This is a genomic window from Salinispora sp. H7-4, from assembly GCF_013416675.1.
Taxonomy (GTDB): Bacteria; Actinomycetota; Actinomycetes; order Mycobacteriales; family Micromonosporaceae; genus Micromonospora; species Micromonospora vitiensis.
The window spans coordinates 279,549-306,310 of the sequence record NZ_JABZED010000002.1 but is presented as its reverse complement, the minus strand read 5'-3'; the positions used below and the strand labels follow the sequence as shown (position 1 = coordinate 306,310).

General features: G+C 69.7%; 21 protein-coding genes. 14 read left to right on the top strand and 7 right to left on the bottom strand.

Features of this window, described 5'->3' with window-relative positions:
- Window positions 1-5: 5 nt before the first annotated feature.
- Window positions 6-851 (bottom strand): hypothetical protein, encoded by an 846-nt coding sequence (locus tag H0524_RS01470; RefSeq protein WP_180197031.1) that lies wholly within the window; start codon window positions 849-851, stop codon window positions 6-8.
- A 303-nt stretch (window positions 852-1,154) separates the two neighbouring features.
- Entirely contained in the window at window positions 1,155-1,583 is a 429-nt protein-coding gene (locus tag H0524_RS01465; RefSeq protein WP_018219925.1) for an OsmC family protein, read from the bottom strand.
- 208 nt (window positions 1,584-1,791) lie between these two features.
- Here H0524_RS01465 and H0524_RS01460 point away from each other — a divergent pair, with 208 nt between their 5' ends.
- From H0524_RS01460 to H0524_RS01420, 9 genes are all read left to right on the top strand, one after another.
- The gene (locus H0524_RS01460) at window positions 1,792-2,538 is read left to right on the top strand and encodes a response regulator transcription factor (RefSeq protein ID WP_180197030.1); all 747 of its coding nucleotides are present in this window, start codon (window positions 1,792-1,794) and stop codon (window positions 2,536-2,538) included.
- 22 nt (window positions 2,539-2,560) lie between these two features.
- Window positions 2,561-3,994 (top strand): HAMP domain-containing sensor histidine kinase, encoded by a 1,434-nt coding sequence (locus tag H0524_RS01455; RefSeq protein ID WP_180197029.1) that lies wholly within the window; start codon window positions 2,561-2,563, stop codon window positions 3,992-3,994.
- A 45-nt stretch (window positions 3,995-4,039) separates the two neighbouring features.
- Window positions 4,040-6,244 carry a glycosyltransferase family 39 protein gene (locus tag H0524_RS01450; RefSeq protein ID WP_180197028.1) on the top strand — a complete coding sequence of 735 codons (2,205 nt, stop codon included), beginning with the start codon at window positions 4,040-4,042 and terminating at the stop codon, window positions 6,242-6,244.
- Window positions 6,241-7,473 carry a bifunctional glycosyltransferase family 2/GtrA family protein gene (locus tag H0524_RS01445; protein WP_180197027.1) on the top strand — a complete coding sequence of 411 codons (1,233 nt, stop codon included), beginning with the start codon at window positions 6,241-6,243 and terminating at the stop codon, window positions 7,471-7,473. Before H0524_RS01450 ends, H0524_RS01445 begins: the two co-directional genes overlap by 4 nt.
- A 162-nt stretch (window positions 7,474-7,635) precedes the next feature.
- Window positions 7,636-7,785, top strand: coding sequence for a hypothetical protein (locus tag H0524_RS01440; protein ID WP_018725141.1), 150 nt, complete (start codon window positions 7,636-7,638; stop codon window positions 7,783-7,785).
- A 5-nt stretch (window positions 7,786-7,790) separates the two neighbouring features.
- Entirely contained in the window at window positions 7,791-9,203 is a 1,413-nt protein-coding gene (locus H0524_RS01435; RefSeq protein ID WP_180197026.1) for a class I SAM-dependent methyltransferase, read from the top strand.
- Window positions 9,196-11,280, top strand: coding sequence for a sulfatase-like hydrolase/transferase (locus tag H0524_RS01430; RefSeq protein ID WP_180197025.1), 2,085 nt, complete (start codon window positions 9,196-9,198; stop codon window positions 11,278-11,280). The genes H0524_RS01435 and H0524_RS01430 overlap by 8 nt, the downstream gene beginning before the upstream one ends.
- 402 nt (window positions 11,281-11,682) lie before the next feature.
- Window positions 11,683-12,966, top strand: coding sequence for a citrate synthase (locus H0524_RS01425; RefSeq protein WP_018725137.1), 1,284 nt, complete (start codon window positions 11,683-11,685; stop codon window positions 12,964-12,966).
- Between the two features lie 160 nt (window positions 12,967-13,126).
- Window positions 13,127-13,993 carry an NmrA family NAD(P)-binding protein gene (locus tag H0524_RS01420; RefSeq protein WP_180197024.1) on the top strand — a complete coding sequence of 289 codons (867 nt, stop codon included), beginning with the start codon at window positions 13,127-13,129 and terminating at the stop codon, window positions 13,991-13,993.
- Window positions 13,994-14,032: 39 nt separating this feature from the next.
- Here the strand turns inward: H0524_RS01420 and H0524_RS01415 are convergent, their stop codons facing one another.
- Together H0524_RS01415 and H0524_RS01410 are read right to left on the bottom strand one after the other, a co-directional pair.
- Window positions 14,033-14,887, bottom strand: a complete 855-nt coding sequence (locus H0524_RS01415; RefSeq protein ID WP_180197023.1) for a TrmH family RNA methyltransferase — start codon at window positions 14,885-14,887, stop codon at window positions 14,033-14,035.
- A 127-nt stretch (window positions 14,888-15,014) separates the two neighbouring features.
- Window positions 15,015-15,545: a MarR family transcriptional regulator gene (locus H0524_RS01410; RefSeq protein WP_180197022.1), complete on the bottom strand. Its 531-nt coding sequence runs from the start codon at window positions 15,543-15,545 to the stop codon at window positions 15,015-15,017.
- 107 nt (window positions 15,546-15,652) lie between these two features.
- Here H0524_RS01410 and H0524_RS01405 point away from each other — a divergent pair, with 107 nt between their 5' ends.
- Window positions 15,653-15,970, top strand: coding sequence for a hypothetical protein (locus H0524_RS01405; protein WP_180197021.1), 318 nt, complete (start codon window positions 15,653-15,655; stop codon window positions 15,968-15,970).
- Window positions 15,971-15,991: 21 nt separating this feature from the next.
- Here H0524_RS01405 and H0524_RS01400 read toward each other — a convergent pair whose 3' ends face one another.
- Together H0524_RS01400 and H0524_RS01395 are read right to left on the bottom strand one after the other, a co-directional pair.
- Window positions 15,992-17,470: a glutamate--cysteine ligase gene (locus H0524_RS01400; protein ID WP_180197020.1), complete on the bottom strand. Its 1,479-nt coding sequence runs from the start codon at window positions 17,468-17,470 to the stop codon at window positions 15,992-15,994.
- A 165-nt stretch (window positions 17,471-17,635) separates the two neighbouring features.
- Window positions 17,636-18,184, bottom strand: a complete 549-nt coding sequence (locus H0524_RS01395; RefSeq protein ID WP_180197019.1) for a hypothetical protein — start codon at window positions 18,182-18,184, stop codon at window positions 17,636-17,638.
- Between the two features lie 137 nt (window positions 18,185-18,321).
- Here H0524_RS01395 and H0524_RS01390 point away from each other — a divergent pair, with 137 nt between their 5' ends.
- From H0524_RS01390 to H0524_RS01380, 3 genes are all read left to right on the top strand, one after another.
- Window positions 18,322-19,446, top strand: a complete 1,125-nt coding sequence (locus H0524_RS01390; protein ID WP_180197018.1) for a Vms1/Ankzf1 family peptidyl-tRNA hydrolase — start codon at window positions 18,322-18,324, stop codon at window positions 19,444-19,446.
- A 132-nt stretch (window positions 19,447-19,578) separates the two neighbouring features.
- Window positions 19,579-20,967, top strand: coding sequence for a hypothetical protein (locus H0524_RS01385; RefSeq protein WP_180197128.1), 1,389 nt, complete (start codon window positions 19,579-19,581; stop codon window positions 20,965-20,967).
- A 207-nt stretch (window positions 20,968-21,174) separates the two neighbouring features.
- A complete protein-coding gene (locus H0524_RS01380; RefSeq protein ID WP_026322267.1) occupies window positions 21,175-22,029 on the top strand; it encodes a SigB/SigF/SigG family RNA polymerase sigma factor in 855 nt (284 codons plus the stop codon).
- A gap of 41 nt (window positions 22,030-22,070) precedes the next feature.
- Here the strand turns inward: H0524_RS01380 and ctaD are convergent, their stop codons facing one another.
- Window positions 22,071-24,068 carry a cytochrome c oxidase subunit I gene (gene ctaD, locus H0524_RS01375; protein WP_180197017.1) on the bottom strand — a complete coding sequence of 666 codons (1,998 nt, stop codon included), beginning with the start codon at window positions 24,066-24,068 and terminating at the stop codon, window positions 22,071-22,073.
- Between the two features lie 256 nt (window positions 24,069-24,324).
- On the opposite strand from ctaD, the gene secA2 reads away from it, so the two are divergent.
- The gene (gene secA2 / locus H0524_RS01370; protein ID WP_180197016.1) at window positions 24,325-26,616 is read left to right on the top strand and encodes an accessory Sec system translocase SecA2; all 2,292 of its coding nucleotides are present in this window, start codon (window positions 24,325-24,327) and stop codon (window positions 26,614-26,616) included.
- Window positions 26,617-26,762: the final 146 nt, after the last annotated feature.

Genomic DNA, 26,762 nt, shown 5'->3' with positions numbered 1-26,762 from the left:
TCCCGTCACACCAGCGCGCGGACGATGGTGGTCGCCCGGGACTCGTGCTGGGCGTACGCGTCGGGGAAGGCCGATACCTGGACAGACTGGGCCGCCCAGGCGACGCTCATCTCCTGCCAGCCGGGGACCTGCAGGAGTGCCTGGTAGAACGCCTCGGCGGCGTAGGTCGGAGTCATCAGCTCGGCGACGCTACCCCAGCCGGTGCTTGCGCGCTGCTGGAACAGGCCGACCGAGTCGTGGTCCCAACCAACCGCCTCGTGCGGGTAGTTCTGTGACTCCGGCACGCCGGCGTTGGCGTAGTTGAGCAGGGTGCTCTCCTGCATCGCGGTGGCGATGGCGACGATCAAACCACGATGCGGGATGTTCATCTCGGTCCCAACATCGACGATTGTCTTCGCGTTCTCCATCTGGGTCTGGGTCAGCCCGGCGACCGGTTGGGGCGGTGCCGGTTCGCTGAAGGTGGGTTCCTGCTCGGTCGCGGCTGGGCTGGCGGTTTCGGCCGGGGTGGCGGTTTCGGTCGGGCTGGGGCTGGTCGAGGGCGGGTCGTCTCGAAGGAGGGAGCGCGTGGCGCGCTCCGCCGCGTCACCCCGTTCTGCTGCCGCCTCGCTGACCGCGGCTTGCTCCGGCTGCTCGGGAGTCTGCCGCGTCCCGACGTAGGCGGCTGCGCCGAGGCAGCAGGTGAGGCCGGCGGCGAGCGCGACCCGGGTCGGGGTTGACGCCAGCAGCGTGCGGAGCCCGCGGCTGGAGGTGCGGACGGGTTGGGTAGTCCGTTCGGCGGATGTTTCATCGGCCGACTGGGTAGCCGAACCGTGCGGGGTTGTCTTCTCGGCGAAGGCGTCGTCGGGGTGCATCCGCCGAGGCTAGAAAGCAGATCGCTCGCTGCCATCGGTCCGATCAGTGGGGTGCGTCACTAATTGCCGCACAGTTCGGATGGGGTGGATGAGGCCCGGGGGAAGCCGTACAAACCTCAGTTATCGCTAATATCAGAAATGGGCGTTTAGGGGGTTGGAAAGGGCCGCAAGTTTCTGATCTTGCAGGGTGAGCGGATCCATGACCAGCCCCTCCTCCGAACAGCTGGCGGCAGCTCCGGCGTTCGGTTACCCAGCGGTCGGTCGGAGTGCTGACCCGATAGTTCCGGTTCGCCGCGGGCCGGCTCAGTGCCGGCCGTTGTCGGTCAGCGCCACCGTCAGGTGATGCCGGCTCGCGTCCTCGGTGGAGAAGGGCCAGAGTCGGTCAGCGTGCTCCACCAGGTCAGCCAGTTGTTGGCGGGTCAGTCCGGCCGACGAGATGGAGGCGTTCACGTCGGCCCGGTACCGGCCGTCGTCGTCGCGGCCGAGCTTCGCCTCGGCCCGCACCTGGACCGTGTGTGCCTCGTCGGTGATCTCACCGGCCGCTTCCACCGCGGCATGGTGCAGGCAGGAGGCGAAGGCCGCAGCGAGTAGCTGCGACGGGCTGAGCCCGGTGCAGTGCGGAGCCAGTGGGGATGCCAGGGCGGTGGAGAGCCCACCATCCTCGGTGCGGACGTGCCCGCCCTCCGCCGTCGCGGTGGCTGTCTCGTTCAACCAGGAGCTGTGCTGGGACATCGTGTTCCTCCCGTCACTCACCCCGGGCTACCCGGCGTTCGGGCCGGCGAAACCGCGTTCCGGGCACGGAAGCGCAGCCCCGGGGAGGGGGGTCGGCTGGGTCCGTCGTTTCGTTTCGGCCCCGGCCGGGAGGGTCCGAGTAGCCTGCACAGCGGGGGCACAGGAAGCGCACAACCGCCCTACAGCGGGAGCATCCAGGATGAGGGCCATGATGACCAACGAGCAGGCGGGACCAGCCCGGGTTGACCTCCGCCGCCCCGACGGCCAGCCCGTGCGGGTCCTGGTCGTTGACGACGAATCCACCCTGTCTGACCTGCTGTCGATGGCGCTGCGTTACGAGGGTTGGCAGGTGCGTACCGCCGGCAACGGGATGGCGGCGCTGAGCACGGCCCGTCAGTTCCAGCCGGACGCCGTGGTGCTCGACGTGATGCTGCCCGACCTGGACGGCTTCGCGGTGCTGCGTCGCCTACGCGAGGTGGCTCCGACCGTGCCGGTGCTCTTCCTGACCGCGCGGGACGCGGTCGAGGACCGGATTGCCGGGTTGACCGTCGGCGGCGATGACTACGTGACCAAGCCGTTCAGTCTGGAGGAGGTGATCGCCCGCCTGCGAGCGCTGCTGCGCCGCTCCGGCTTCGCGATCGCCGCCCGGCAGGAGGCGGTGCTCACCGTCGGCGACCTCTCCCTCGACGAGGACAGCCACGAGGTGAGCCGGGGCGGAAAGTTGATCACATTGACCGCCACCGAGTTCGAGTTGCTGCGTTATCTCATGCGTAACCCGCGCCGGGTGCTCAGCAAGGCGCAGATCCTGGACCGCGTCTGGAACTACGACTTCGGAGGTCAGGCCAACGTGGTCGAGCTGTACATCTCGTACCTGCGCAAGAAGATCGACGTCGGCCGTGCACCGATGATCCACACCCTGCGCGGGGCAGGCTATGTGCTCAAGCCCGCCGACTGAACGGGTGGGTTGGCGGCGGTGGGTGGCCGGTCGGTCGCTGCGGACCCGGCTGGTGGTCATCCTGGTCTGCCTGCTGGCCGCGGTCAGCGTCGGCATCGGTGGGATCACCACCGTCGCGTTACGGGATTTCCTGACCGACCGAATCGACCGGCAACTCCAGGCCGATGCCGGACCACAGGGCTTTCCCCCTCCCGAGCGGCGGCGCGAGTGGCAGGACCTGAAGATCCCGATCGGAATGGGAGTGGGGTCGGTCATCGCGGACCTGCAGGATGGCCGGGTAACCGAGGCCCGCATCCAGACCGAGGACCGGGATGACGGTGGGAAGAGCATCGCGTCCGAGGCGGTGGCGGCGTTGGGCGGCCTGGTGCCGGCCGCCGATCCGCGCACGGTGGATCTGGAGCAGGGGGAGTACCGGGCCATAGCCAAGCAGTGGCCGGACGGCCGGGTGACCGCGTTCGCCCTCCCCCTCGCCGAGGTGCAGGAGACGGTGATGTGGATGGTCGTCGCGCAGGCCGGAATCGCGGGCACCGGGCTGATCGTCGCCGGTACCACCGGCACACTGATGGTCCGGCGCACCCTGCGCCCGCTGCGGCGGGTCGCCGCCACGGCCGCCCAGGTCAGTGAATTGCCGTTGGACCGGGGCGCGGTGACGCTGCCGGTGCGGGTGCCGGGCGCCGACACCGACACCCGTACCGAGGTGGGCCAGGTCGGTGCCGCGCTCAACCGAATGCTCGGACACGTCGCCGCCGCGCTCGCCGCGCGGCAGGCCAGCGAAACACGGGTGCGTCAGTTCGTCGCCGACGCGAGTCACGAACTGCGGACCCCGCTGGCGGCCATCCGGGGGTACGCGGAGGTGGCCCGGCGAGGCCGGGACCAGGTGCCGCCCGACGTGGCGCACGCCCTGCGCCGCGTCGAGTCCGAGAGCACCCGGATGACCGGCCTGGTGGAGGATCTGTTGCTGCTCGCCCGGCTCGACTCGGGTCGCCCGCTCGCGGTCGCGTCGGTGGACCTCTCGGTGCTGGTCGTAGACGCCGTCAGTGACGCGCACGTTGCCGGATCCGAGCACCGCTGGCAGTTGGACCTGCCCGAGCAGCAGATCGCCGTGCCCGGTGACGCGGCCCGGCTGCACCAGGTGGTGGCCAACCTCCTGACGAACGCCCGGGTACACACGCCGCCCGGTACCACTGTCACCACCAGCCTCGCTGCTGAGCCCGACGCGGCGGTGCTCCGGGTCGCCGACGACGGCCCCGGCATACCGGCGGAGCTACAACCAGAGGTCTTCGAGCGCTTCGCGCGCGCGGACAGCTCGCGGTCGCGATCGCAGGGCAGCACCGGGTTGGGGCTCGCCATCGTCGCCGCGGTGGTGGACGCTCACCACGGCACGGTGTCGGTGCGCAGCCGGCCCGGTCGCACCGTGTTCACCGTACGGCTGCCGAATTCCACAGCGGAGGCATAGCGAACCCATGGGGGTCGCGCAGCCCGGCCGGCCAGGCTTCCCGCCATGGACAGATCCGAGACGACCTACGGGTCCCGTGCCGCTCCGTCGGCAGGCTTCGCCCGGCCACCGCTGGCAGAACCGGAGGTGGAGCCGACCTCCACGCCGCGTCGGACGGCCCGCTGGGAGCGCCCGTGCCTCGGCGGGCTACTGCTAGTCACCGCCGGGCTCTACCTGTGGGGGCTCGACGTCTCCGGCTGGGCGAACGCCTACTACGCGGCGGCGGCGCAGGCCGGCGCGCAGAACTGGACCGCCTTCTTCTACGGCTCGTTCGATGCCGCCAACTCCATCACCGTTGACAAGCCGCCCGCCGCGCTGTGGCTGATGACGCTGTCGGTACGACTGTTCGGCCTGAGCAGCTGGGCGGTGCTGCTGCCGCAGGCGCTGTGCGGGGTGGCCGCGGTCGCGGTGCTCCACGCCGCGGTACGGCGTTGGCACGGCCCGGCAGCAGGGCTGATCGCTGGCGCGGTCCTCGCCGTCACACCGGTGGCCACGCTGATGTTCCGGTTCAACAACCCGGACGCGCTGCTGGTGCTGCTGCTGGTAGCCGCCGCCTACGCCACCGTACGGGCGGTCGAGACGGCCGCCACCCGATGGCTCGTACTCGCCGGCGTGCTGGTCGGGTTCGGCTTCCTCACGAAGATGCTGCAGGCGTTTCTGGTGGTACCGGTGCTCGCCGGCGTCTACCTGTTGGCCGCGCCGACCGGGCTCGGCCAGCGGATCCGCCAGACCCTGCTGGCCGGCCTCGCGGTCGTGCTGTCGGCGGGGTGGTGGGTGGCCATCGTCGAGTTGGTCCCTTCCAGCGCTCGCCCGTATGTCGGCGGCTCGCAGACCAACAGTGTCCTCGAGCTGGCCCTTGGCTACAACGGGCTCGGTCGCATCACCGGCCGCGAGGAGGGCAGTGTGGGGCGGCCCGGCGGAGGGGGCTTCGGTGACGGGACCGGCCTGCTGCGCCTGTTCGACGACCAGGTTGGTGGGCAGATCGCCTGGCTGTTGCCCGCCGCGTTGATTCTGCTCGCGGCCGGTCTGCTGGTGGTCGGGCGGGCTCCGCGGACCGACCGGACTCGGGCCGGGCTGCTGCTCTGGGGCGGCTGGTTGCTGGTCACCGGGGCGATCTTCAGCTTCATGTCCGGGATCTTCCACGAGTACTACACCGTGGCCCTGGCACCGGCGGTCGGTGCCCTGGTCGGGATCGGTGTCACGCTCCTGTGGCGGGTGCGATCCGCGCCGCCCGGCGCGGTCTGGCGTCGGCAGCCCCACGCCGCCACCGCCATCCTGGCCGGGACACTGGCCGGCACCGCGGGATGGTCCTGGCTGCTGTTGGCTCGTAGCCCGGACTGGTATCCGTGGTTGCGTACCACGGTTCTGGTGGGTGGCCTCGCGGCAGCGGCGTTGTTGGTGCTCTCTCCGCGGCTGCCCCGATCAGTTGGGGCGGCGGGGCTTGCGCTGGGTGCCGCGGCGGCCCTCGCCGGGCCGGTGGCGTACTCGATACATGCCGCCGCGTCGGCGCACAACGGTGGGGTTCCCACCGCGGGACCGGAGCTGGTTCGCACGGTCGGCGACCGATCCAACGGCGCAGACGATGGCCCCGGAGCTGCCGGCGGCGGGCAGCCTCCCGGTGCCGCGCAGCTGCCGCAGGGGCCGGGTCGGCAACCCGCCATGACACCCGACAACCGCCAGCCGGGTCAGCCCGGTGGGTCTGGTGGACCCGGTGGCTCTGGTGGACCCGGTGGACCCGGTGGACCCGGTGGGCCCGGTGGCCCGAACGGGTCGGGTCAGCCCGGTGGGCCAGATCAGTCCGGCGGGTCACACCAGCTCGGCCAGCCGGGCGGTGGCGGCGGGCTGCTGGGCGCCCGCGTTCCGAGTGCGCAACTGCGCGAGCTCCTTGAACTCGACAGCGACAGCTACACCTGGGTCGCGGCCACGGTGGGTGCGAACAACGCTGCCGGCTACCAGCTGGCCACCGGCGATCCGGTGCTGCCCGTGGGTGGTTTCAACGGCACCGATCCCGCCCCGACCGTCGCCGAATTCCAGCGTTACGTCGCTGCCGGAGAGATCCATTGGTTCATCGGCGGGGGTGGCTTCCGGGGCGCCAACGGCGGTAGCTCCGCCTCCTCCGAGATCGCCGCCTGGGTGGCGGAGACGTTCGAGGCGCGAACCGTGGACGGAATCACCATCTACGACCTGAGCAGCGAGGGAGCGAAAGCATGATCGATACAACCGAAGTCCGGGCTACCGAGTGGATCCAGCCTGTCGCCATGGCGCCCATCCTGGACGTGGTGATTCCCGTCTACAACGAGGAGATCGACCTCGGGCCGTGCGTGCGGCGGCTGCACGCGCACCTACGCGAGAATGTCCCGTATCCGTTCCGGATCACGATCGCGGACAACGCCAGCGTTGATGGCACGCTGGACGTAGCCCGGTCACTCGCCGCCGACCTCGCCGGTGTCGAGGTGCTACATCTGGCTGCCAAAGGGCGAGGACGGGCGCTTCGGGCCGCCTGGTCGGCCTCACCCGCGCCGGTGCTCGTCTACATGGATGTGGACTTGTCTACTGATCTGGCGGCGTTGCTGCCGCTGGTCGCGCCGCTCATTTCCGGCCACTCGGACCTGGCCGTCGGCACCCGGCTCGCCCGTACCTCACGGGTGGTTCGGGGTACGAAACGGGAGGTGATCTCGCGGGGGTACAACCTGTTGCTGCGGGGCACCCTCGCCGTTCGATTCTCCGATGCCCAGTGCGGCTTCAAGGCGATCCGGGCTGACGTGGCGGCCCAGCTGCTGCCGTTGGTCCGCGACACCGGGTGGTTTTTCGACACCGAGTTGCTGGTGCTGGCCCAGCGGGCTGGCCTACGCATCCACGAGGTTCCGGTGGACTGGGTGGATGATCCGGACAGTCGGGTGGATGTGTTGGCGACCGCACTGGCCGACCTGCGTGGCATCGGCCGGCTGGGACGGGCCCTGTTCACCGGCGCGCTGCCGCTGCGGCATCTGCGTGAGCAGTTCGGACGGACCCCACTCGCACCGCCGCCGGCGCGGGTGCCGGTGGGGCTGCCCCGACAGCTGGGCCGGTTCGCCCTGGTTGGGGTGGCCAGCACGGTGGCCTACCTGTTGTTGTACGTCGCCACCCGCGGCGTCCTCGGTGCCCAACCGGCAAACCTGCTGTCGCTGCTGGTCACCGCGGTAGCCAACACCGCGGCGAATCGGCGACTGACCTTCGGGATCACGGGTCGGTGGCGCGCCGGCCGGCACCACCTGCAAGGCCTGGTGGTCTTCGGGCTCGGCCTGGCGCTGACCAGTGGCTCGCTCGCGTTGCTGCACGTCGTGGTGGCGGCTCCGACGCGGACGGTGGAGTTGGCGGTGCTGGTCGTCGCGAACCTGGCCGCCACGGTGTTGCGGTTCGTGTTGCTCCGCTATTCCATGCATCACCGGCGGGGCGGCTGACGGTTGGGCTGATTCGCCACCAAATCAGAATGCTGGCGTGGTTATGACCCGCAATGCCTCCTGCATGCGCGTACTGTGTCCGAATACATCCTCAGCGTATTGGAGCACCTCCCGGTGTGCCCGGTTTGGTGGGCCGAGGGGCGAGATCGGAAGGAGTAGCCAGTGGATCATCTGGCCTACCTGGACGCGGGATCGGGCAGCCTGATCGTGCAGGCGGTGGTTGGCGGGGCGGCGGGTGTCGCGGTGGCCGGCAAGCTCTACTGGCGACGCTTGGTGGACCGGTTCCGCAAGCAGCCCACCGACCGGAACTGACCGGCATGACATCGGCCTATCCCGACCTGCGGGCCGAGCCAGCGTCCTTCCGGGACCCCGCGAATCGGGTCTTCCACCGCGGCGACGACGTGCTGCGTGGGTTGGACGAGCGGGCCGCCACCGACTGGCGGGCCCTCGCCGGCAGCGACTTCTTCGCGGCACTGCTTGCCGAGGGCAAGGTCTGCGACACCGTGGAGACCAGCCCGGCGCCGCCGGGCTGGTCCGCGGTGCTCCGGCACGAACGCATCCCATTCGTCTCCCACCCGTACGAATGGTCCCACGGCATGCTGCGGGACGCCGCCCTGCTACACCTGGACATCCTCCAGGCGGCGCTGCCGGAGGGCTTCACCACCAAGGACGGCTCGGCGTACAACCTGCAGTGGCGCGGCGCGGCGCCGGTCTTCATCGATATCGGCTCGTTCGCCCCCCTCCGGGACGGTGAACCCTGGGCCGGCTACCGCCAGTTCTGCCAGACCCTGCTGTACCCGTTACTCCTCGGTGCCCACCTGGGGCTGGACTTCCAGCCGTTGCTGCGGGCCCAGGTTGACGGCATCGAGGCGGACCAGATTCGTCGTCTGTTCACCGGCCGTCGCCGGTTCCGCCCTGGCGTGCTCACCCACGTCCACCTGCACGACGCAATGCAGCGACGCAACGCCCGATCCAGTACGGCCGAGGTCCGCAACCAGCTGCGCGACGCCGGCTACTCCCGTGACCTCGCCGTCGCCACGGTACGCGGTCTGCACCGACTCGTCCGCCGCCTGGACCGGTCGCCGCCCGCCAGCCACTGGATTGACTACCAGCGCACCTGCGGGTACACCACCGAGGACCGGGTCGCCAAGGAGCGCTTCGTCGCCGCTTCGCTGACTGCCGGGCCCCCGACCCGGCTGGCGCTCGACCTCGGGACCAACGACGGCCGGTACGCCCGCTTGGCCGCGCGTCACGCCGAGTACGTTGTCGCCGTCGAACAGGATCCTGGGGTGGTTGACCGGCTGTACCGGGAGCTGCGGGCCGAGGGGGAGCAGCGGATCCTGCCGTTGGTGATGGATCTGGCCGACCCGTCACCCGGCGGCGGCTGGCGCGGGATCGAGCGGGCCTCCTTCGGTGACCGGGCGCGGGCTGATGTCGTCCTCGCCCTGGCGGTGGTGCACCACCTCGCGGTGGGGCGGAACGTCCCGTTGCCGGAGGTGGTCGCGTGGTTGGCCGGTTTCGGTCGGCCCGGCACCCGGCTGGTGGTGGAGTTCGTGCACCCGGAAGATCCGATGGCCCGTCGGCTGCTGGCCAACAAACCGCAGGACACCTTCCCCCACTACCACCGGGACGAGTTCGAGCGGCTACTCGCTGCCCACGGTCACCTCGAGGAACGCCTTCGTCTGCCCTCGGGTAGTCGGACCCTGTACCGGGTGGTCCTGAGTGGCTGACCCGGACGTCGCGCCCACCCCGGATCAACCCGAGGACGTTGACGGCGCCGCTGATCGACGAGCCGGCGCAGCGGGGGGCCCCGACAGTGCGCCGCGGCGTGGCTGGCGAGCGGAGGGGGTCCGGCTGCTGGAGCTCACCGCCCTGCTCGGGCTCGCGGTTACTCAGCCGTTGTTGGATGTGCTCGGCCAGAGCCCGGACTTCTTCCTCTTCCACCGGGCCAGCCGTGGCGAGATCGTACAACTGGTCGTGCTGGTCGCGATCGTGCCGACCCTCGCGATCGGCGCGCTCGCGGCGACGTCGCGGCTCGCCGGCCGTGCCACTCGGGAGTGGACCCACACGCTGCTCGTGGGTGCACTGCTCACCGCACTGGCCGTGCAGGTTGGACGGCACACGACACCCTTGCGGGGCGTACCGCTGTTGCTGCTGGCGGTTGTCCTCGCGGCGGCGGCGACGGTGGCCTACCGGCGGTGGCGTGCCCCGGCCCGCGTGCTACGGGTCGCGGCGCTCGGGCCAGTGGTCTTCGTCGCGCTGTTCCTGCTCGTGTCGCCCACCTCGGCGGTGGTGTTGCCGCGCTGGGACGGCGGCACCGTCGGGCTGGCCCGCGCTGGTGGCCACCCGCCGGTGGTTCTCCTGGTCCTCGACGAACTGCCCCTGGTCTCCCTGCTCAACCCGGACGGGCAGATCGACGCCGACCGGTTCCCGCACTTCGCCGAACTGGCCGCCGGCTCGACCTGGTACCGGAACGCTACCGGGGTCAGCGGTTGGACGCCGTACGCGTTGCCGGCGATGTTGACCGGCCGCTATCCGGCCACCGGGGTGGCTCCCCACTATTCGCACCACCCGGACAACCTGTTCACGGCCTTCGGTGGCCTTTACGACATCCGCGCTGAGGAGAGTATCGCCCGCCTCTGCCCACCCAGCCGCTGTGAGACGCCGCTGGGTCGGGAGCAGGGCATGGGGGTACTGGCTCGGGAGAGCGCGAAGTTGCTGGCCCGAATATCCGCGCCAACAGAGAGCCGGGTTGACCCGGCGGACTCCTACCGGGAGCAGACCGCCGCTGAGGCCGGCCTCGACGCGGCTGAGCCGATCCCGGAGGATCCGACGTTTCGCTGGGACCGGTTGAGTGACAACCAACCGGCCCGGTTCAGTAGGTTCCTCGCCGGGCTCCGGCCGTCTGACCGGCCCACCCTGCACTTCCTGCACCTGCTGATGCCGCATTCGCCATGGGCGTTTCTGCCCTCGGGGGTGCGCTATGCGGCGCCGGAGGACTTCCCGAACGACGGGGAGGGCTGGGCGGAGTTGGCCCGTCAGCGCCATCTGGCCCAACTCGGCTACACCGACCGGCTGATCGGCGAGACCCTTCGTACGCTGCGCGCCACCGGACTCTACGACGACGCCCTGCTGGTGGTCACCGCCGATCACGGGGTCAGCTTCACCGAGGGGGCACCGGGGCGGGGAATGGGCGCGATCGAGGTCGCCGCCGACGAGGTGGCCTGGGTGCCGCTGTTTGTCAAGTATCCCGGGCAGCGCACCGGCCGGGTCGACGACCGGGACTGGCAGCACGTCGATCTGCTGCCCACCCTCGCCGACGAGGCGGCGATCCGGCTGCCCTGGGCGGTTGACGGGTTGTCGGCGCGGGAAGCGCCCCGGGCGCAGGCAAGTAAGGTCTTCTATGACCGGCCCGCCCAGCCGATCCCGATCGGCGGTGGCGTGCCCACCGTCGTGCCGCCTGCCGCGCCGCACCCGCTGATCGGCAGCACAGCCCCGGATCAGCCGACGGCGGGGGTGGCCCGGGTCGAGAACCTGGCTGCCTTTCGGGAGGTGGATCCGGACCAGGGCCTGCTACCCGCGTTGGTCTGGGGCGACCTGCCCGACGAGGTCCCTGATGGCACTCCGCTGGCGGTGGCCATCAACGACCGGGTCGCCGTCGTGGTTCCGGTGGTTGGCCGGGACGAGGGCGGGCGCCGGTTCGCCGCCCTGATCGATGATGATCAGTTTTTCCGGCCGGGAGCCAATCGGCTTGATCTCTTCCTCGTCGCCCCCGATGGCACGCTGACCCGGCTCGCGCTCTCCTGACGCTGGTCGTTGGCGGGTCGCCGCTCGCCGCTCGCCGCTCGCCGCTTGCTGCTTGCCAGTGGCCGGTGGCCGGTGGCCTCGGCCTCATTCTGCTGGCCGCGGTCGCCAGCGTTCGGGTGGTCCCGCCTACTCCTCCTGGCCTGAACCAGCCTATTTATGGTGTTCTGCGGCGATTTTCGCCGATATTTCTGTCCAGCGGTTTCGTCCTGCCCTGTCCTGCCTTGGCTGACTCCTCGGCCTCGGGCGGTACACCCGGTCGGCGTTTCCTGGGCCGGTCGGCCGGGGAAATGGGTGATGCATCCCTCACCGGCGAACCACCGCGGGCGGTGTCCTGGGAAGCACGAATACGGTAAAGCGAAGGAAATTCAACGAAGAAGATCTGTCGGCGAAGCGAGGACGCACATGACGGAAGTCAAGCTCGATCACCCCGGTGGGCAGCTGTCGATGCCGGTGAACACGGCGATCGAGGGTCCCGCCGGCATCGGGGTCAGCCAGCTGCTCAAGCAGACCGGGATGACGACCTATGATCCTGGCTTCGTGAACACCGCCGCCTGCTCGTCCGAGATCACCTACATCGACGGTGACGCGGGGATCCTCCGCTACCGTGGCTACCCGATCGAGCAGCTGGCGGAGAAGTCCTCCTTCCTGGAGGTCTCATATCTGCTGACCTACGGCGAACTCCCCACCCAGCAGCAGCTGACCGAGTTCACCGAGCGGATTCGGCGGCACTCGTTGCTGCACGAGGAGATGCGTCGGTTCTTCGACGGCTTCCCCCGGGACGCGCACCCGATGGCGGTGCTCTCCTCGGCGGTCAGCGCCATCTCCACCTTCTACCAGGACAGTCTCGACCCGTTCGACGACGAGCATGTGGAGATGTCGACGGTCCGGCTGATGGCGAAGGTGCCGACCATCGCCTCGTACGCCTACAAGAAGTCGATCGGCCAGCCGCTGCTCTACCCGGAGAACTCCCTCGGGTACGTGGAGAACTTCCTCCGGATGACCTTCGGCGTGCCGGCCGAGCCGTACGAGGTTGACCCGGTGATGGCTCGGGTGCTGGACATGCTGTTCATCCTGCACGCCGACCACGAGCAGAACTGCTCCACCTCGACCGTACGGCTGGTGGGTTCCAGCAACGCCAACCTCTTCGCCTCGGTCTCGGCGGGGGTGAACGCCCTTTTCGGTCCGCTGCACGGCGGTGCGAACCAGGCCGTGTTGGAGATGCTGGAGACGATCCGGGCTGACGGTGGCGATGTCCGCTCCTTCGTGCGGCGGGTCAAGGACCGGCAGGCCGGTGCGAAGCTGATGGGCTTCGGACACCGGGTCTACAAGAACTACGACCCTCGGGCCGCCATCGTGAAGAAGGCCGCCCAGGACGTGCTCGGTCGGATGTCCATCTCCGACCCCATGCTGGACCTCGCGATGGAGCTGGAGGAGATCGCGCTCGCCGACGACTTCTTCGTCTCCCGCCGGCTCTACCCGAACGTGGACTTCTACACCGGCCTGATCTACAAGGCCATGGGCTTCCCGACGAAGATGTTCACGGTGCTGTTCGCGCTGGGGCGGCTCCCCGGCTGGATCGCCCAGTGGCGTGAGATGATCAAGGACCCGGAGACGAAGATCGGCCGTCCGCGGCAGGTCTACACCGGTGCCATGCAGCGCGACTATGTCAACCTTGAGCAGCGCTGAGCGGAGCTGACTCGCTAACGCATCCGCCGGCAGTCGTTGACGTTCAATGACTGTCGGCTCTTTGCGGGTGTCGGGTATGCCCGACACCCGCGGGGCGACGGGGCCAACGGAGACGCGCCCGCGCTGGCAAGACCACCCGCCTATATGCGCTAATAGCGGGATGTCTTATATCGTGCATGGCGCCACTGGCGCCCAGGGTTTCCCTGTTCTGTCCGCGCTCCAGGCGGCGGGGCAGCGCGCGGTCGCGGCGGTCCGGGACACCACCACGGTGCCGGACGGATTCGCCTCGACCGCGGTCAACCTGGCGGACGCCGACTCGTTGGCGGCGGCCTACACCGGTGCGGACGGTGTGTTCGTCCACCTTCCGCTGGGGGCACCAACCGATCTGCAAATCTATGCCAAAGCGGTCGCCGCGGCAGTCGCGATGGCCCGACCGCACCGCGTGGTCATCTCCACCAGCGGTCAAGTCGTCGACCAGCCGGGAACGCCGCTGCAAGCCGCGCCGGAGACTCCGGTCGTCCGGCTCATCCGCGACATCGAGGCGAGTGGTATCCCGACAGCGGTCGTCGCTCCCCGCCTCTACCTGGAGAATCTGCTGCTGCCCGTCGTCGTGGGGCCCGTGCGTGAGGAGGGGGTCCTGCGCTACCCGCTTCCGGAGAACTTCGCCGTGTCGTGGAGTTCCCACCTGGACGTCGCGGACGTCGTCACCCGGCTGCTGACCGACGAGACCGTTACCACCGGTACGGTCGCGGTCGGACATCGACCAGGGTTGACGGGGGCGGACCTGGCCGCGGGATTCTCCGCCTATCTGGGGACGGACGTGCGCTACGAGGCCATCACGCCGGCCGCGTTCGGCGATCTCATCACCCCGCTCTTCGGCGCCGGTGCCAGCGCCGGCGTGGTGGGCCTGTACGAGCTGTTGAACGCCCAGGCCGGGAACACCGTCGCCGAGGAGAACAGCGCCCAGCGGCTGCTTGGTCTCGCTCCACGTTCCGTCACCGACTGGCTCACGCAGGTACGCGCCTGAGCCGAGGCGGTTGGTGGCGTACCTTGTCGGCCGCCGCCGCTACGGGCGTGGTTGCGCTACCCCGCCAGCGGCCGACGCCGACCGTTGCCGTGCGGCCTCGTACAACACGACGGTCGCCGCGGCGGCGGCGTTCAGGGAACTGGCGGCGCCGGTGATCGGGATCTGAACCGTACGGTCGCAGGACTGCCGCCACGCCGTGCTGAGTCCGCGCGTCTCGTTCCCCACCGCGATGAGCTTCGGGCCGGTGAGGTCGTGCGCGGCGATCTCCACCTCGCCGTCTTCGTCGGTGCCGACGATCTCGACGGGGATGCGCGCAGCGCGCAGCGAGTCGGCCCAGTCCAGCACCGCACGATGGCTCGGCACGCGCACCACCGGCACGGTGAACAACGACCCGGTACTCGCGCGCACGGACTTGGGGTCGTAGGGGTCGGCCGCATGCCCGGTGATGATCACGCCGGCGGCGCCGAAGGCATCCGCGGACCGAACCAGCGAACCAATGTTGCCGGGAGTGGTCGGACGGTCGAAGACCAGCACCAGCATGTTGGCCGAGTGGGGTATGCGCGGTAGTCGGTCCTCGGGGAGCCCGACCACCGCGAGTAACTCTGGCGGCTCCTCGTCCTTGCCCCCGAGCTCACCCAACAGCTCCGGCGACACCGCGACCGGGCTGGCCCCGCCGGCCCGGTCCAGCAGGTCTCGACTCCATCGGGAGAGGTTCTGCCCGGCGGGATACAGCAGTGCACGGACCTGCCAACCGTGTTCGACGGCGAGGGTGATGGGCCGGACCCCCTGGACCACGAATTCCCCCGCACGCTGGCGTTTGGTGCGATTGGTCAGCAGGGCCTGCCACTGCTGGAAGGTCGCGTTTCGGGTGCTGACCCGGATTGTTCTCGCCATGTGCTCTCAGTGCCTCCTCGCTGCGCCTACCCTCGGCTGGCAGTGCCGGCGGTATGGCGGGGTGCTGCCGACGGTGCAGCGGCCGGTGATCTCTCTGCTGGCCAGGGCCGAAGCGCGATCGGGCCGTTCAGGTGTGGTTGGCGGTCCGCGCCGCGGGGCCGGACGCGTCCGCGGTGATCGAGGCGGTGAACCTGGTCAGGAGCCGGGCCAGCTCGCGTCGGTCCGTGACCGTCCAGCCGGCGAGGAGGCGTTCGTAAAGCGCGTGCCGGGCCTGGTGCGTCTGCTCGAGCGCGGCGGCTCCCTGGTCGGTGATCTCCAGGCAGCTCCGTCGGCCGTCGTGCTGGGATGCGGTCCGACGTAGGTAGCCGTTCTGAACGGTCGCCGCCACCACTCGGCTGGCCCGGGACGGGTCGATGCCGAGTCGTTCGGCCACCACGCCAACCGTGACGCCTTCCTGCGTCTCGTCGGGCCCTTCTGCCACGGCGTCTACCGCGGCGATCTGGTTCAGGTCGATGGGTGGTTCGTCCTTTGTGGCAATCTGGCCCAGTACTCGTTGGGTCTGCCGGCGACGAATCTTGGTCATGGCCCGCTCGATGGCGACCAGCACCGGATCGGGTTCCTCGACCGCCGGCTGGGGGGTCGGTTCGGTCGCTGACACCTCCACACCCTACTACTTCCGCAGGTGCGGGTGACAAGTCTGTGCTTCGCACAGCTAGTTGCTTCTGGCGTCGTTTGCCGGGCGGATCAACGAAGGAAGAAGGACCGATGGAGACCGGAACCCATCCCCAACCCGAACCGAAGCCCGCGAGGAACCGCTGGTGGCTCGGTGCGGTGGCGGGAATCGTCCTCATCAACCTTGTCATCTGGGCCATCGCGGTCCTGGCCCTGGGCGTTGAGCTCCAGGCCACCAGTGGTCCGGGCCGCACCGAGCTGGAGGCGGTCCCACTCGGCGCCATCGTCCTCATGTCCCTGTTCACGTCATTTGGCGGGCTGGGCTCTACCCTGGCGCTGATGCACACCACTGTGGCGGCGTTCCTCATTCCCGTGCTCCGCCGCACCTCTCCGACAGTCGCTGGCCGGTAATCCGAATTCGACCGGGGTGGGTCAGGGAATGGGCCATTCGTGGGCCGGTCGGTTGCTGTGCATCAGGTCCACGTAGTGACGGAGCACCTCGCGCAGCGCCTCGGGCCGGCCCAGGCGATCGGCGGACTCCAGCCGGTTCAGGGTGGCTACCTGCCAGCTCGCCCCGTTGCGGCCGGTGAGACAGCGCTGCTCGATGATGCCGAGCAGCCGATCCCGCTCGGTCGGGTCCATTCCCCAGCGATCCAGTCCGTGGTGGGCCAGCGGCAGTAGTCGGCGGAGCACCAACTCGGTGACGGGTAGGTAGCCGAGGCCCGGCCAGAAGACCTGTGCCTCGATGCCGTGCCGAGCGCCGGTGGTGAAGTTCTCCTCGGCGGCGTTGAATGACATCTGCGACCACAGCGGTCGGTCACTCTCGGCCAGCGCGCGGACGAGGCCGAAGAAGAATGCCCCGTTGGCGACGGTGTCCACCACAGTGGGCCCAGCCGGTAGCACGCGGTTCTCCAGCCGCAGCCGCGGCCGGCCCGCCAGGACGTCATAGCTCGGCCGGTTCCACCGGTAGATGGTGCCGTTGTGCAGGCGTAGCTCGGCCAGCTGCGGCACCGCACCAGCCGCGATTGCGTCAACTGGGTCCTCCGGGTCGCAGACCGGCAGCAGCGCGGGGAAGTAGCGGACGTTCTCGTCGAAGAGGTCGAGGGCGGTGGTGATCCAGCGTTCCCCGAACCACACCCGGGGACGGACGCCCTGGGCCTTGATCTCCTCCGCGCGAGTGTCGGTCGCCTGTTCGAACAGCGGGATCCGCGTCTCCCGCCACAGCTCCCGGCCGAAGAACAGTGGTGCGTTGGCACCCAGCGCCACCTGAACGCCGGCGATCGCCTGCGCCGCGTTCCAGTAGTCGCCGAACTGGGTGGGGCTGACCTGGAGGTGGAACTGGGCGCTGGTGCAGGCCGCCTCTGGAGTGATGGTGTCCGCGGTGGTCGTCAGTCGTTCAGCGCCGTTGATGACGATTCGCAGATCCTCACCACGGGCGGCGAAGATCTGCTCGTTGAGCAGTGCGAAGCGGGGGTTCGCGGAGAGCGCGGCCGAGGTGAGGTGTTCTGGCCGTAGCGTCGGCAGGATGCCGATCATGACGAGACGGGCGCCGGCGGTGCGTGCCCGGGCGTCGGCGGCGTCGAGGCGCTCGCGCAGCGTCTTCTCGAACTCCAGGGCACCGGCGCCGGCGAGCCGCAGGGGAGCTAGGTTGATCTCCAGGTTGAACTGACCCAGCTCAGTCTGAAAGTCCGGGTCGGCCACGGCGGCCAGCACTGCGGCATTGCGCATCGCGGGCTGGGATGTGTCGTCGATCAGATTGAGCTCGATCTCCAGCCCGGTCGCTGGCCGATCCACATCGAACCGGGAGTCTGGTAGCAGCTCGGCGAAGGCATGGAGGCAGCGGCGGAGCTTTTCGCGGTATCGGGCTCGATCCGCACGGTCGAAGGTCCGCACGTCACCGTTCTCGCCCATGGTCACCGCCCTGTCACCGCTGGCCCGTCACCTGACAGTCGCACAGTGTGTCCAACGGCGGTAGACCTGTTTGCTTCTCCCACCCACCGGTGGGCCGCGACAGGCATCCGTCGATCCGGACGGCGCCGCTGCAGCCCCGTGAACAAGGCGGTTACCGGGGCCGGCTCACAGCAGGCTGGCACCGGCGGCCACCGCGGCCAGCATTAGCAGACCCAGGCTGGCCTGGAGTAGGAGCGGCGGCCCGAGATGCGACCAGAGCGTCGCCGTACGCGGGGTGAGCGACTGTCCGGTGGTGAGGTTGACGATCCGCTCGATCTTCGGCGGAAGCTCGGAGTCGCGCTGGCGGCGTAGGGTGAGTTGCACGTGGTCGGCCGGGTGTAGGGCGCTCTGCGGCAGGTGTCCGTGTAGCTCGACCTCGCACAGGCGTCCAGCGGAGTCCCGCAGGCGGACGGGGGTAACCAGGAACTCCGGCCCGTTCCGGAGCTCCTTGAAGGTGCGCCGACCGCGGCCGGAATCGGCCGCCGCGAGCTGCTGGAGCAGGGCCATCAGCATTCTGACCACGCCGGCTGCCATGAGCACCGCCACCAGCACCGGCTGGCCCACCCGTACCTCACGCGGGTAGCCCTCGAGTAACCGGACGATTCGCCCGGTGACGATGCGCGCCGTCGGATGAGTGATCCGTGGGACATGTAGGTCGCTGTCCATCGCCACCACCCAGGGTTGATCTGTTCCCCGATGGTATCGGCCGGTGTGGGTGAATGGGGGGAATGAACGTCGGTCACGTGGCGCGGGTCAGGTGACAAGTCAGCCGGCACGGGTAACCGCAGGGTCGAGCTGGAAAGGGGTCGCGCATGCAGCTGTCCTTCCTACGCCCGCTCTATGATCGACCGGGCCCGTGGTGTTCGGTTTACCTGGATGCCTCCGCCGACACCGAGGACGCCCACGCCGCGCTGGACCTGCGTTGGCGCGCGCTCCGGGACCGACTTCAGGAGCAGGGGGCCGACCCGGCGTCGATCGAGGCGATCGATCGGGTGGTTCGGGGGCATGATCCGATGCCGGGTGACTACGGCATCGCGGTTTTCGCCGGCCGCGGTCGGGTGGCCCTGTCGGAGTACCTGTCCGCCCCGCCGCTGCGAGACATCGCCACGTTCGCGTCGTTGCCGCACGTGATGCCGCTGCTGGCCCAGCGGGGCGAGCAGGTGGCCTGGGTGCGGGTGATCGCCGACCGGACCGGAGCGGATGCGATGGCGGTCAGCGCGGGGGGCGTGCCCCGGCACGCCCAGGTGCAGGGCCGGCAGGACTACCAACTACGTCGCGTGCGGCCGGGCGGTTGGTCCCAGTCCCGCTATCAGCGGGCTGCGGTGGAGGCATGGCATCGCAACGCGGGGGATATCGCCGCCGCCGCCGCGGAGCTGGCGGAGAAGGTGCGCGCCGATGTGGTGGTGGTGTCCGGAGATGTGCGGGCCACCGGTGTGATCGCCGCGCAGTTGCCGGAGCGCTGGCAGGAGGTGCTGGTCCGTACCGATGCCGGCAAGCGGGCCGACGGCGCCGACCACACCCAGTTGGATGACCTGACCGTGCAGACCATCGCCGAGGTGGCCGACCAGCGGGTCAGCACTGCCCTGGACCGGTTCGGCCAGCAGGAGGAGGTCGGTTCCGGCCTGGATGCGGTGGTCTCCGCGCTGCAGCGAGACCAGGTCGAGAACCTGCTTCTCGTGGACGACCCGTCGGCGACGGGAGAGTTGTGGGTGGGGTCGGATCCCACCCAGCTCGCCACCGATCCTGAGCAGCTGTCTGCCATGGCGATCCGGGACCCGGAGCAGGTACGCGTCGATGCGGCCCTGGTGCGGGCGCTGGTGGGGACTGACGCGGAGCTGACCGTTCTCGGCCCCGAGGAGGCGCCGGAGCTGATCGGCGGGGTGGGCGCGGTGCTTCGGTACGTCGATGCGGCCACGCCGGGGCGGGACGGCGCCTGAGGTCCCGCCCCGCACCCACCGGGGTTACCGGGTTAATCCCGATGAGTAAGGGATGCCCAGTTTGAACCCCATCGGGGTGGGAAGCCGGGCTGCGTGGTTAGCGAACGAGGAAGTGCCGGGCCGGCGCACCGGGTGCGCGCGGGGCGCGCCGGCGGGCTGATCGGCGACCGCGTCGTGGCAGCCGGCAGCGCAGCCCGGACCCTGGTCGCGGCCACCGCCCGGGCCCTGTGCGGCACCGACTGCGCCGATCTGGGGCACCCCAGAGGAATTTCTCGTCTCAGCGGGGCACCCGAACCGGTCCGGCGGGCAGCGGCTGCCCGAGCCGCCGGTCGGGTCGCGCTGACCGTGGGTCAGGCCGCCGAGGTGGACGCCGATCAGGTGGCCCGTTGGTTCGCCGACCAGTATCCGCGCCGCCGCTATCCCGGGATGCTGCTCGGCTCCCCGCACGGGGCGGCGGCGCACCTCGCGGTCGCGCTTGGCATCCCGTGGCTACCCACCGGTTTCGAACTCAGTGTGCACTGGCCGCAGGGGGCGGTGGACGGGCCGCAGGCCGCGCTCGATCACGGTGCCGCACTGGCCGCACGGTTGCTGGTGGGCAACCCCGAACTCCACGTCCGGCAGGTGCACTGCCCGGCCAGCCGCGGTGCGCTGGCGGGGGCGACGGTCGCGCTGGCGGCGCGCTGGCGCTGGCTGCCCGCGGCCTACCTCCAGTTGCTGGCCGAGTGCCTGGAGCCCGGAGCACCGGTGCTGCTGCTCTCTGATGCCCGTACCTGGCCGGTGGTTGACTCCGCCCCCGGGCACAGCTTCCAGGTCGGCTCGCCGCGTAGTGGGCTTGATCCGGTGGACTTCCACCCGGACAGTCCCGTGTTGCGTCAGGTGCTCCACGCGGCCGGAAGCGACGGCGCGCGGTGGCGCGCGCTGGCGGGGGCGCCCCGCCCGGCCGAACACGGGGTGGAGCCCGACTTCGAACAGTCCGTTCGGGATTGGGGTTCGGTGCACCGGCATCCGTCGCATCGGGTACTCGTGCCCGAGCCGGCGGTGTTGAGCGCGCTGACCGCGGACCTGTACCGGCACTGGTTGCGCGCGGCGGGAAAGACCGGTAACCGTCTCATCGTCGAGTGCGGCCGGCTGCTCGACCCGTGGCAGGTGGTTCGGGCCGGCATGGTGCCCTACTGGTGCGAGAACGCCACCCGGCGCAGCGTGGAGGGGGTGGAGTGGTGGCTCGCCGGCAGCGAGCCGTTCAGCTCCGTCGACGTGCTGCCGGAGCCGCCGGGGCTACGGTCGCCGGCGGTCGCCGGGTTGCCCCAGTGGTTGGCGGTGGCCGGCTTCGGCCGTCGTCGGCGGGTTCTGGATCGGTCGGCGGCCCGGGGATACCCGGTCACCTCGGTGCCGACGCGTCGGGCCACCGAGGTGCTGCGGGCGCAGTCGTACGACCTGCCCACGCCGTCGGCGATGACCGTTACGGCAGCCCTTGCGGCACTCCGCGACGGCGGCTCCCCGCAGGGCCTGCTCGTCTCCTGACCCGGACGTGCCGAAACATCCTCGCGAACCCTGGGTCCCGTGATTGAGTACCTACGGAGCGGGAACACCGCTGGCTGCGGCGGCCGGATCCTGCCGGCGCCCACTGGCGTCCCAGCCACGAAACCCACTTCCGACCCGGTGCGTGGGGTCACCACGCGCACGACCGGTTTGCCAAATCCGGGCGGGACCTTCCTGAGGGAGGCGCGGATGTTCGGACAGACCACCACAAGTACGCCGTCACCGACCGAGCGAGGCCTGGAGGACCTCGACGCGGCAGCACTGGCGTACGCGGCCCGGATCGAGGGGTTGCCGCCCCAGCGGTGCCAGGAGGCCCGGGACGATCTGGTCCGCTTCGCTCTGCCGTTCGCCGGACGACTGGCCCGCCGGTATCGAGGGCGGGGTGAGCCGTTGGAGGACCTGGAACAGGTCGCGCGGCTCGGGCTGGTGAACGCGGTGGATCGGTACGACCCGGAGCGGGGCTCCTTCACCGCCTATGCGGCGATCACCATCGTCGGTGAGATCAAGCGCCACTTCCGGGACCGTACCTGGGGTGTGCACGTGCCCCGCCGGCTGCGTGACCTCATCCTCGAGGTTGGCCAGGCCACCGCGGCGCTGACCAGTGAGCTGTCCCGGGCGCCCACGGTGGCGGAGTTGGCGGCGCGGTTGGAGACGCCGGAGGAGGAGATTCTCGCGGCGCTGGAGTCGGCTGCCGGCTACAGTCCGGCGTCGCTCAACGCGCCGGTCGGCGGCGAGAGCTCGGCCGAGTTCGGTGACCTGGTGGGTGAGTCCGACAACGCGCTGGAGTCGGTGGATGATCGGGTCACCGTGAGCGGTCTGTTGCATCGGCTGCCCTGGCGGGAGCGGCGGATCCTCGCCATGCGTTTCTACGGCAACCAGACCCAGGCGGAGATCGCCGCCCGCTTCGGCATCTCCCAGATGCACGTGTCCCGGCTGCTGTCCCGGGCGCTGACCTGGCTGCGGCAGGCGATGCTCGCCGACGCGCCACCGCCGTGGCAGAACGGCGTCACCGAGGCGGAGACCGGCCGTCCCAGAGCTCGGTAGGCGCCGACGGCTACGCCGGGCCATCCGCCCGCCGAGCTGGCTCAGTTCTCGGTGCTGTCGCCGGGTCCACGAGGATGGCGCCATCGGTCGTTCGGCTCCCGCGGGGTTTCGAGGTCGGTGGTCTCCTCGGGCTCGTCGGTCTCGTCGAAGCTGGGTCGACGCACGTCCTCCGGCTCCGGCACCTCGACTGGCCGCGCCCCGGACTGTGGCGGGGGGTGGTAGGCCACCGCCTCTCGTGCGCCGACCGCGCCCTCGGTGCTGGGTGGCTCGGGCAGGTGCGGCTCCCAGTGCAGCTCGTCGCGGAGCTTCTGCGGCGGCCGGGTGGTGCGTTGCGGCAGATCACGGCCGAGGTTGGCGACGAGGGGACCGTACTTGGCGTCGAAGGCCGGGCGCTCCGAGCGGATCCGGGGTATCTGGTCGAAGTTGCGCAGCGGCGGCGGACAGGTCGTCGCCCACTCCAGGGAGTTACCGAAGCCCCATGGGTCGTCCACGTTGACCACGGGTCCGTACCGCCAGGACTTCCAGGCGTTCCAGATGAAGAACAGGGTGGATGCGCCGAGTACGAACGCCGACACGGTGGAGATCGTGTTCAGGGTGGTGAACCCATCGCCGGGCAGATAGTCGACGTACCGGCGGGGCATTCCCTCGTTGCCCAGCCAGTGCTGGACCAGGAAGGTGCCGTGGAAGCTGAGGAACATGGTCCAGAAGTGCATCTTGCCGAGTCGTTCGTCGAGGAGCCGGCCGGTCATCTTCGGGAACCAGAAGTAGATTCCGCCGAAGAAGGCGAAGACCACCGTACCGAAGACCACGTAGTGGAAATGCCCCACCACGAAGTAGCTGTCGGTCACGTGGAAGTCCACCGGTGGGCTGGCCAGCAGCACCCCTGTTAGACCGCCGAACAGGAAGGTGACCAGGAAACCGATGGAGAAGAGCATCGGTGTCTCGAAGGTGAGCTGCCCCTTCCACATGGAGCCGATCCAGTTGAAGAACTTCACCCCGGTCGGTACGGCGATCAGGTAGCTCAGGATGCTGAAGAACGGTAGTAGCACCTGACCGGTGCCGAACATGTGGTGTGCCCAGACCGCCATGGACAGCACGGTGATGGCGCCGGTGGCGAACACCAGTCCGGTGTAGCCGAAGACGGGTTTGCGGGCGAACACCGGGATGATCTCGGTGATGATCCCGAAGAAGGGCACCGCGATGATGTAGACCTCGGGGTGGCCAAAGAACCAGAACAGGTGTTGCCAGAGCAGTGGTCCACCCGTGACCGGATCGAAGACGTGTGCCCCCAGCAGCCGGTCGGCGAGCAGGGCGAAGAGCGCGGCGGCCAGCAGGGGGAAGACCAGCAGGATCAGGAGGCTGGTGAAGAGCATGTTCCAGGTGAAGATCGGCATTCGGAACATGGTCATGCCGGGGGCGCGGAGAGTGACGATGGTGGTGATCAGGTTGACCGCGGTGAGGATCGTGCCGACACCGCCGAGGGCGAGTCCGACCAGTACCATGTCGGGACCGATGCCGGGGGAGTGCTCGGCCTGGCTCAGTGGCGTGTAGGCGAACCAGCCGAAGTCGGCGGATCCGCCCGGGGTCAGGAAGCTGCCGAAGAGCAGCAGACCGCCGAAGAGGAAGAGCCAGTAGCCGAAGGCGTTCAGGCGGGGGAACGCGACGTCCGGCGCCCCGACCTGGATCGGGACGATGTAGTTGGCCATCCCCAGCGCCGCCGGGGTGGCGAAGAGCAGCAGCATCGCGAGGCCGTGGGTGGTGAACAACTGGTTGTACTGCTCGGGGGAGAGGAACTGGAGCCCGGGCCGGGCCAGCTCGCTGCGGATCAGCATCGCCTCGATGCCGGCCAGCACGAAGAAGACGAAGGACGTGATCAGGTAGAACAGGCCGATCTGCTTGTGGTCGGTGGTGGACAGCCATCGGGCCAGCGTGCTGCCGGGTAGCGCCGGGCGTCGCGGGCCCGGGTAGCCGCCAAAGCGCGCCGGTGCCAGGATCGCCGGACCCCGGTCCCGTGGTTCCGTGGTGACCCGCTTGGGCATGGACCCTCACCCCGCTACGACAGATGGGACGGGCGCGGCTACCCGCCCCTCTGACCATGAAACCAGGCGAGAGGGATTATTCCGGCTAGAGCGGTATTTTCGGTCCCCGGGGAGCGGTGGTGCTTCTCCCACCCCGGAGCGACTGGTCACCGGTGGCGGTCAGCCGCCGGTGGCGGCCACCGGTGGCGCTCGTGGACGTCGGCGACGGACCGGGTGGGCCGCTCAAGATCGGTCCGGTCGCGTACCGTTGCCGCTCATGGGTGTGTCGCAACGGTTGAAGAGCAGGTTCCGCCGGTTCCTCCAGCGCCCCGGGACAACAGTCGATCTCGCACCGCTGGAGAAGCTCCTGCCCGCCATTGAGACCCGGGTCGAGGAACTACGGGCTCTCGACGATGCCGAGCTGACCGAGGTCGCCGGCCGGGCTGAGGACTACGCGGAGATCTGTGCGGTCGGCCGCGAGGCCGCCCACCGCGGATTGGATCAGCGGCCCTACGATGTGCAGCTGCTCGGCGCGATGGCGTTGCTCTCCGGCAAGGTCGCCGAGATGGCCACCGGTGAGGGTAAGACCCTGACCGCGACGGTCGCCGCGTATGGGCATGTCCGCCTCGGCAACGGTCCGGTGCACGTACTGACCGTCAACGACTATCTGGCCCGCCGGGACGCCCAGTGGATGCAGCCGGTCTATGACCTGCTCGGCCTGACCGTCGGCTGGGTCAACGAGGCGTCCACCCCGGAGCAGCGACGCGCGGCGTATGCCTGCGATGTCACGTACGTGTCGGTCAGCGAGGCGGGCTTCGACTACCTGCGCGACCAACTGGTCACCGACATTGAGGACCGGGTCCAGCCGGCGCTGCGTACCGCGATCGTGGACGAGGCCGACTCGATCCTGATCGACGAGGCCCGGGTACCGATGGTCCTCGCCGGAGCGGTTCCCGGCGAGCAGGATCCGGTGCACACCGCCGCGGCGTTGATGCGTGGGCTGCGCGAGGGTCGGCACTACACGGTGGCCGAGGATGGTCGCAGCGTCGCCTTCACCACCGACGGCCTCAGCGCCGTCGAGGCCAAGCTCGGCATCGACCTGTACGACGAGGAGCAGGTCGCCCAGCTCTCCGCGGTGAATGTGGCGCTGCACGCGCACGCCCTGCTGCACCGCGATGTGGACTACATCGTGCGGGACGGCACGGTCGAGTTGATCGACGAGATGCGCGGACGGGTGGCGCAGCGTCGCCGTTGGCCGGATGGGCTGCAGGCGGCGGTCGAGGCCAAGGAAGGGCTCGACGCCACCGCCGAGGGGGAGGTGCTCGGCACGATCGCCGTGCAGGCGTACATCGGTCTCTACCCGACCGTGTGCGGGATGACGGCGACCGCGGTACTCGTGGGCGAGCAGCTACGCGAGTTCTTTGATCTCGAGGTGGCGGTGGTCCCGCCGAACACGCCGTGTGTCCGCGAGGACGAGCCGGACCGGATCTACGCGACCCAGGCGGAGAAGGAGGAGGCGCTGATCGACGAGATCCGGCGCAACCACGAGCGGGGACGGCCGGTCCTGGTCGGCACCCTCGACGTGAAGGAGTCTGAAAGCCTGGCGGCCGGTCTCGACGCTGCTGACGTCCCCTGCATCGTGCTGAACGCCAAGAACGACGACGAGGAGGCGGCGATCATCGCCGAGGCTGGCGCCCACGGCGCGGTCACGGTCTCGACCCAGATGGCCGGCCGGGGTGTCGACATCCGGCTCGGCGGCAGCGATCAGGCGGACCGGGACCGGGTGGCCGAGCTGGGTGGCCTCTACGTGATCGGCAGCGGCCGGCACGACAGCCGTCGGGTGGACGACCAGCTGCGTGGGCGGGCCGGTCGGCAGGGCGACCCGGGTGGGTCGGTCTTCTTCGTCAGTCTGCAGGACGATCTCGTGGTCCGGCACGCCGGTGACACGGTGCCGCGCTCGCCGCGGATGAACGCCGACGGCCTGGTCACCGATCCGCAGGTGGATTACGCCGTGGAGCACTCGCAGCGGGTCGCGGAAGGGGTCAACCATGAGATCCACCGCAATACCTGGCGCTACAGCGTGGTGGTGGAGCAGCAGCGCAAGGCGTTGGCGGAGCGCCGTGAGCGGCTGCTGACCAGCGATGTCGCCGCACTGATGCTGCTCGACAAGGTCGCGGACCAGGCCGGCGAGATGGACGAGGATCTGCTCGCCCGGGCCGCCCGGTCGATCGCGTTGTTCCATCTGGACCGGCTCTGGGCCGAGCATCTCGCCGAGCTCTCCGAGGTCCGCGAGGGTGTGCACCTGCGGGCACTGGGCCGGTTGGACCCGCTTGACGAGTTCCACCGTGCCGCGGTGCCCTCCTTCAACGAGCTGGTGCCGGAGATCGAGCGGCGCACCATCGAAACCTTCACCGAGACGGAGTTCGACGAGGACTGGGAGCCGGACGAGGCCGAGCTGGTCCGGCCGAGCGCGACGTGGACGTACCTCGTGCACGACAACCCGTTCGGTTCGGAGCTCGACCGGCTGATCGCCTCGGTGGGGCGGCGGCTCAGCTCCGGATCCCGCTGATTCGTCCGGAGTGTTCCGGTATCCTCCGGCTCCGGAGGCTGCCCACTTTAGGTAGTTTCGACCCCTCCTCGTGGGGTAGTAGGCCGGGGCCGCGGAGTCGGGACGGGTACGAAACGTTCGGCGGTCCGATGGTGGGATGGGCAGCG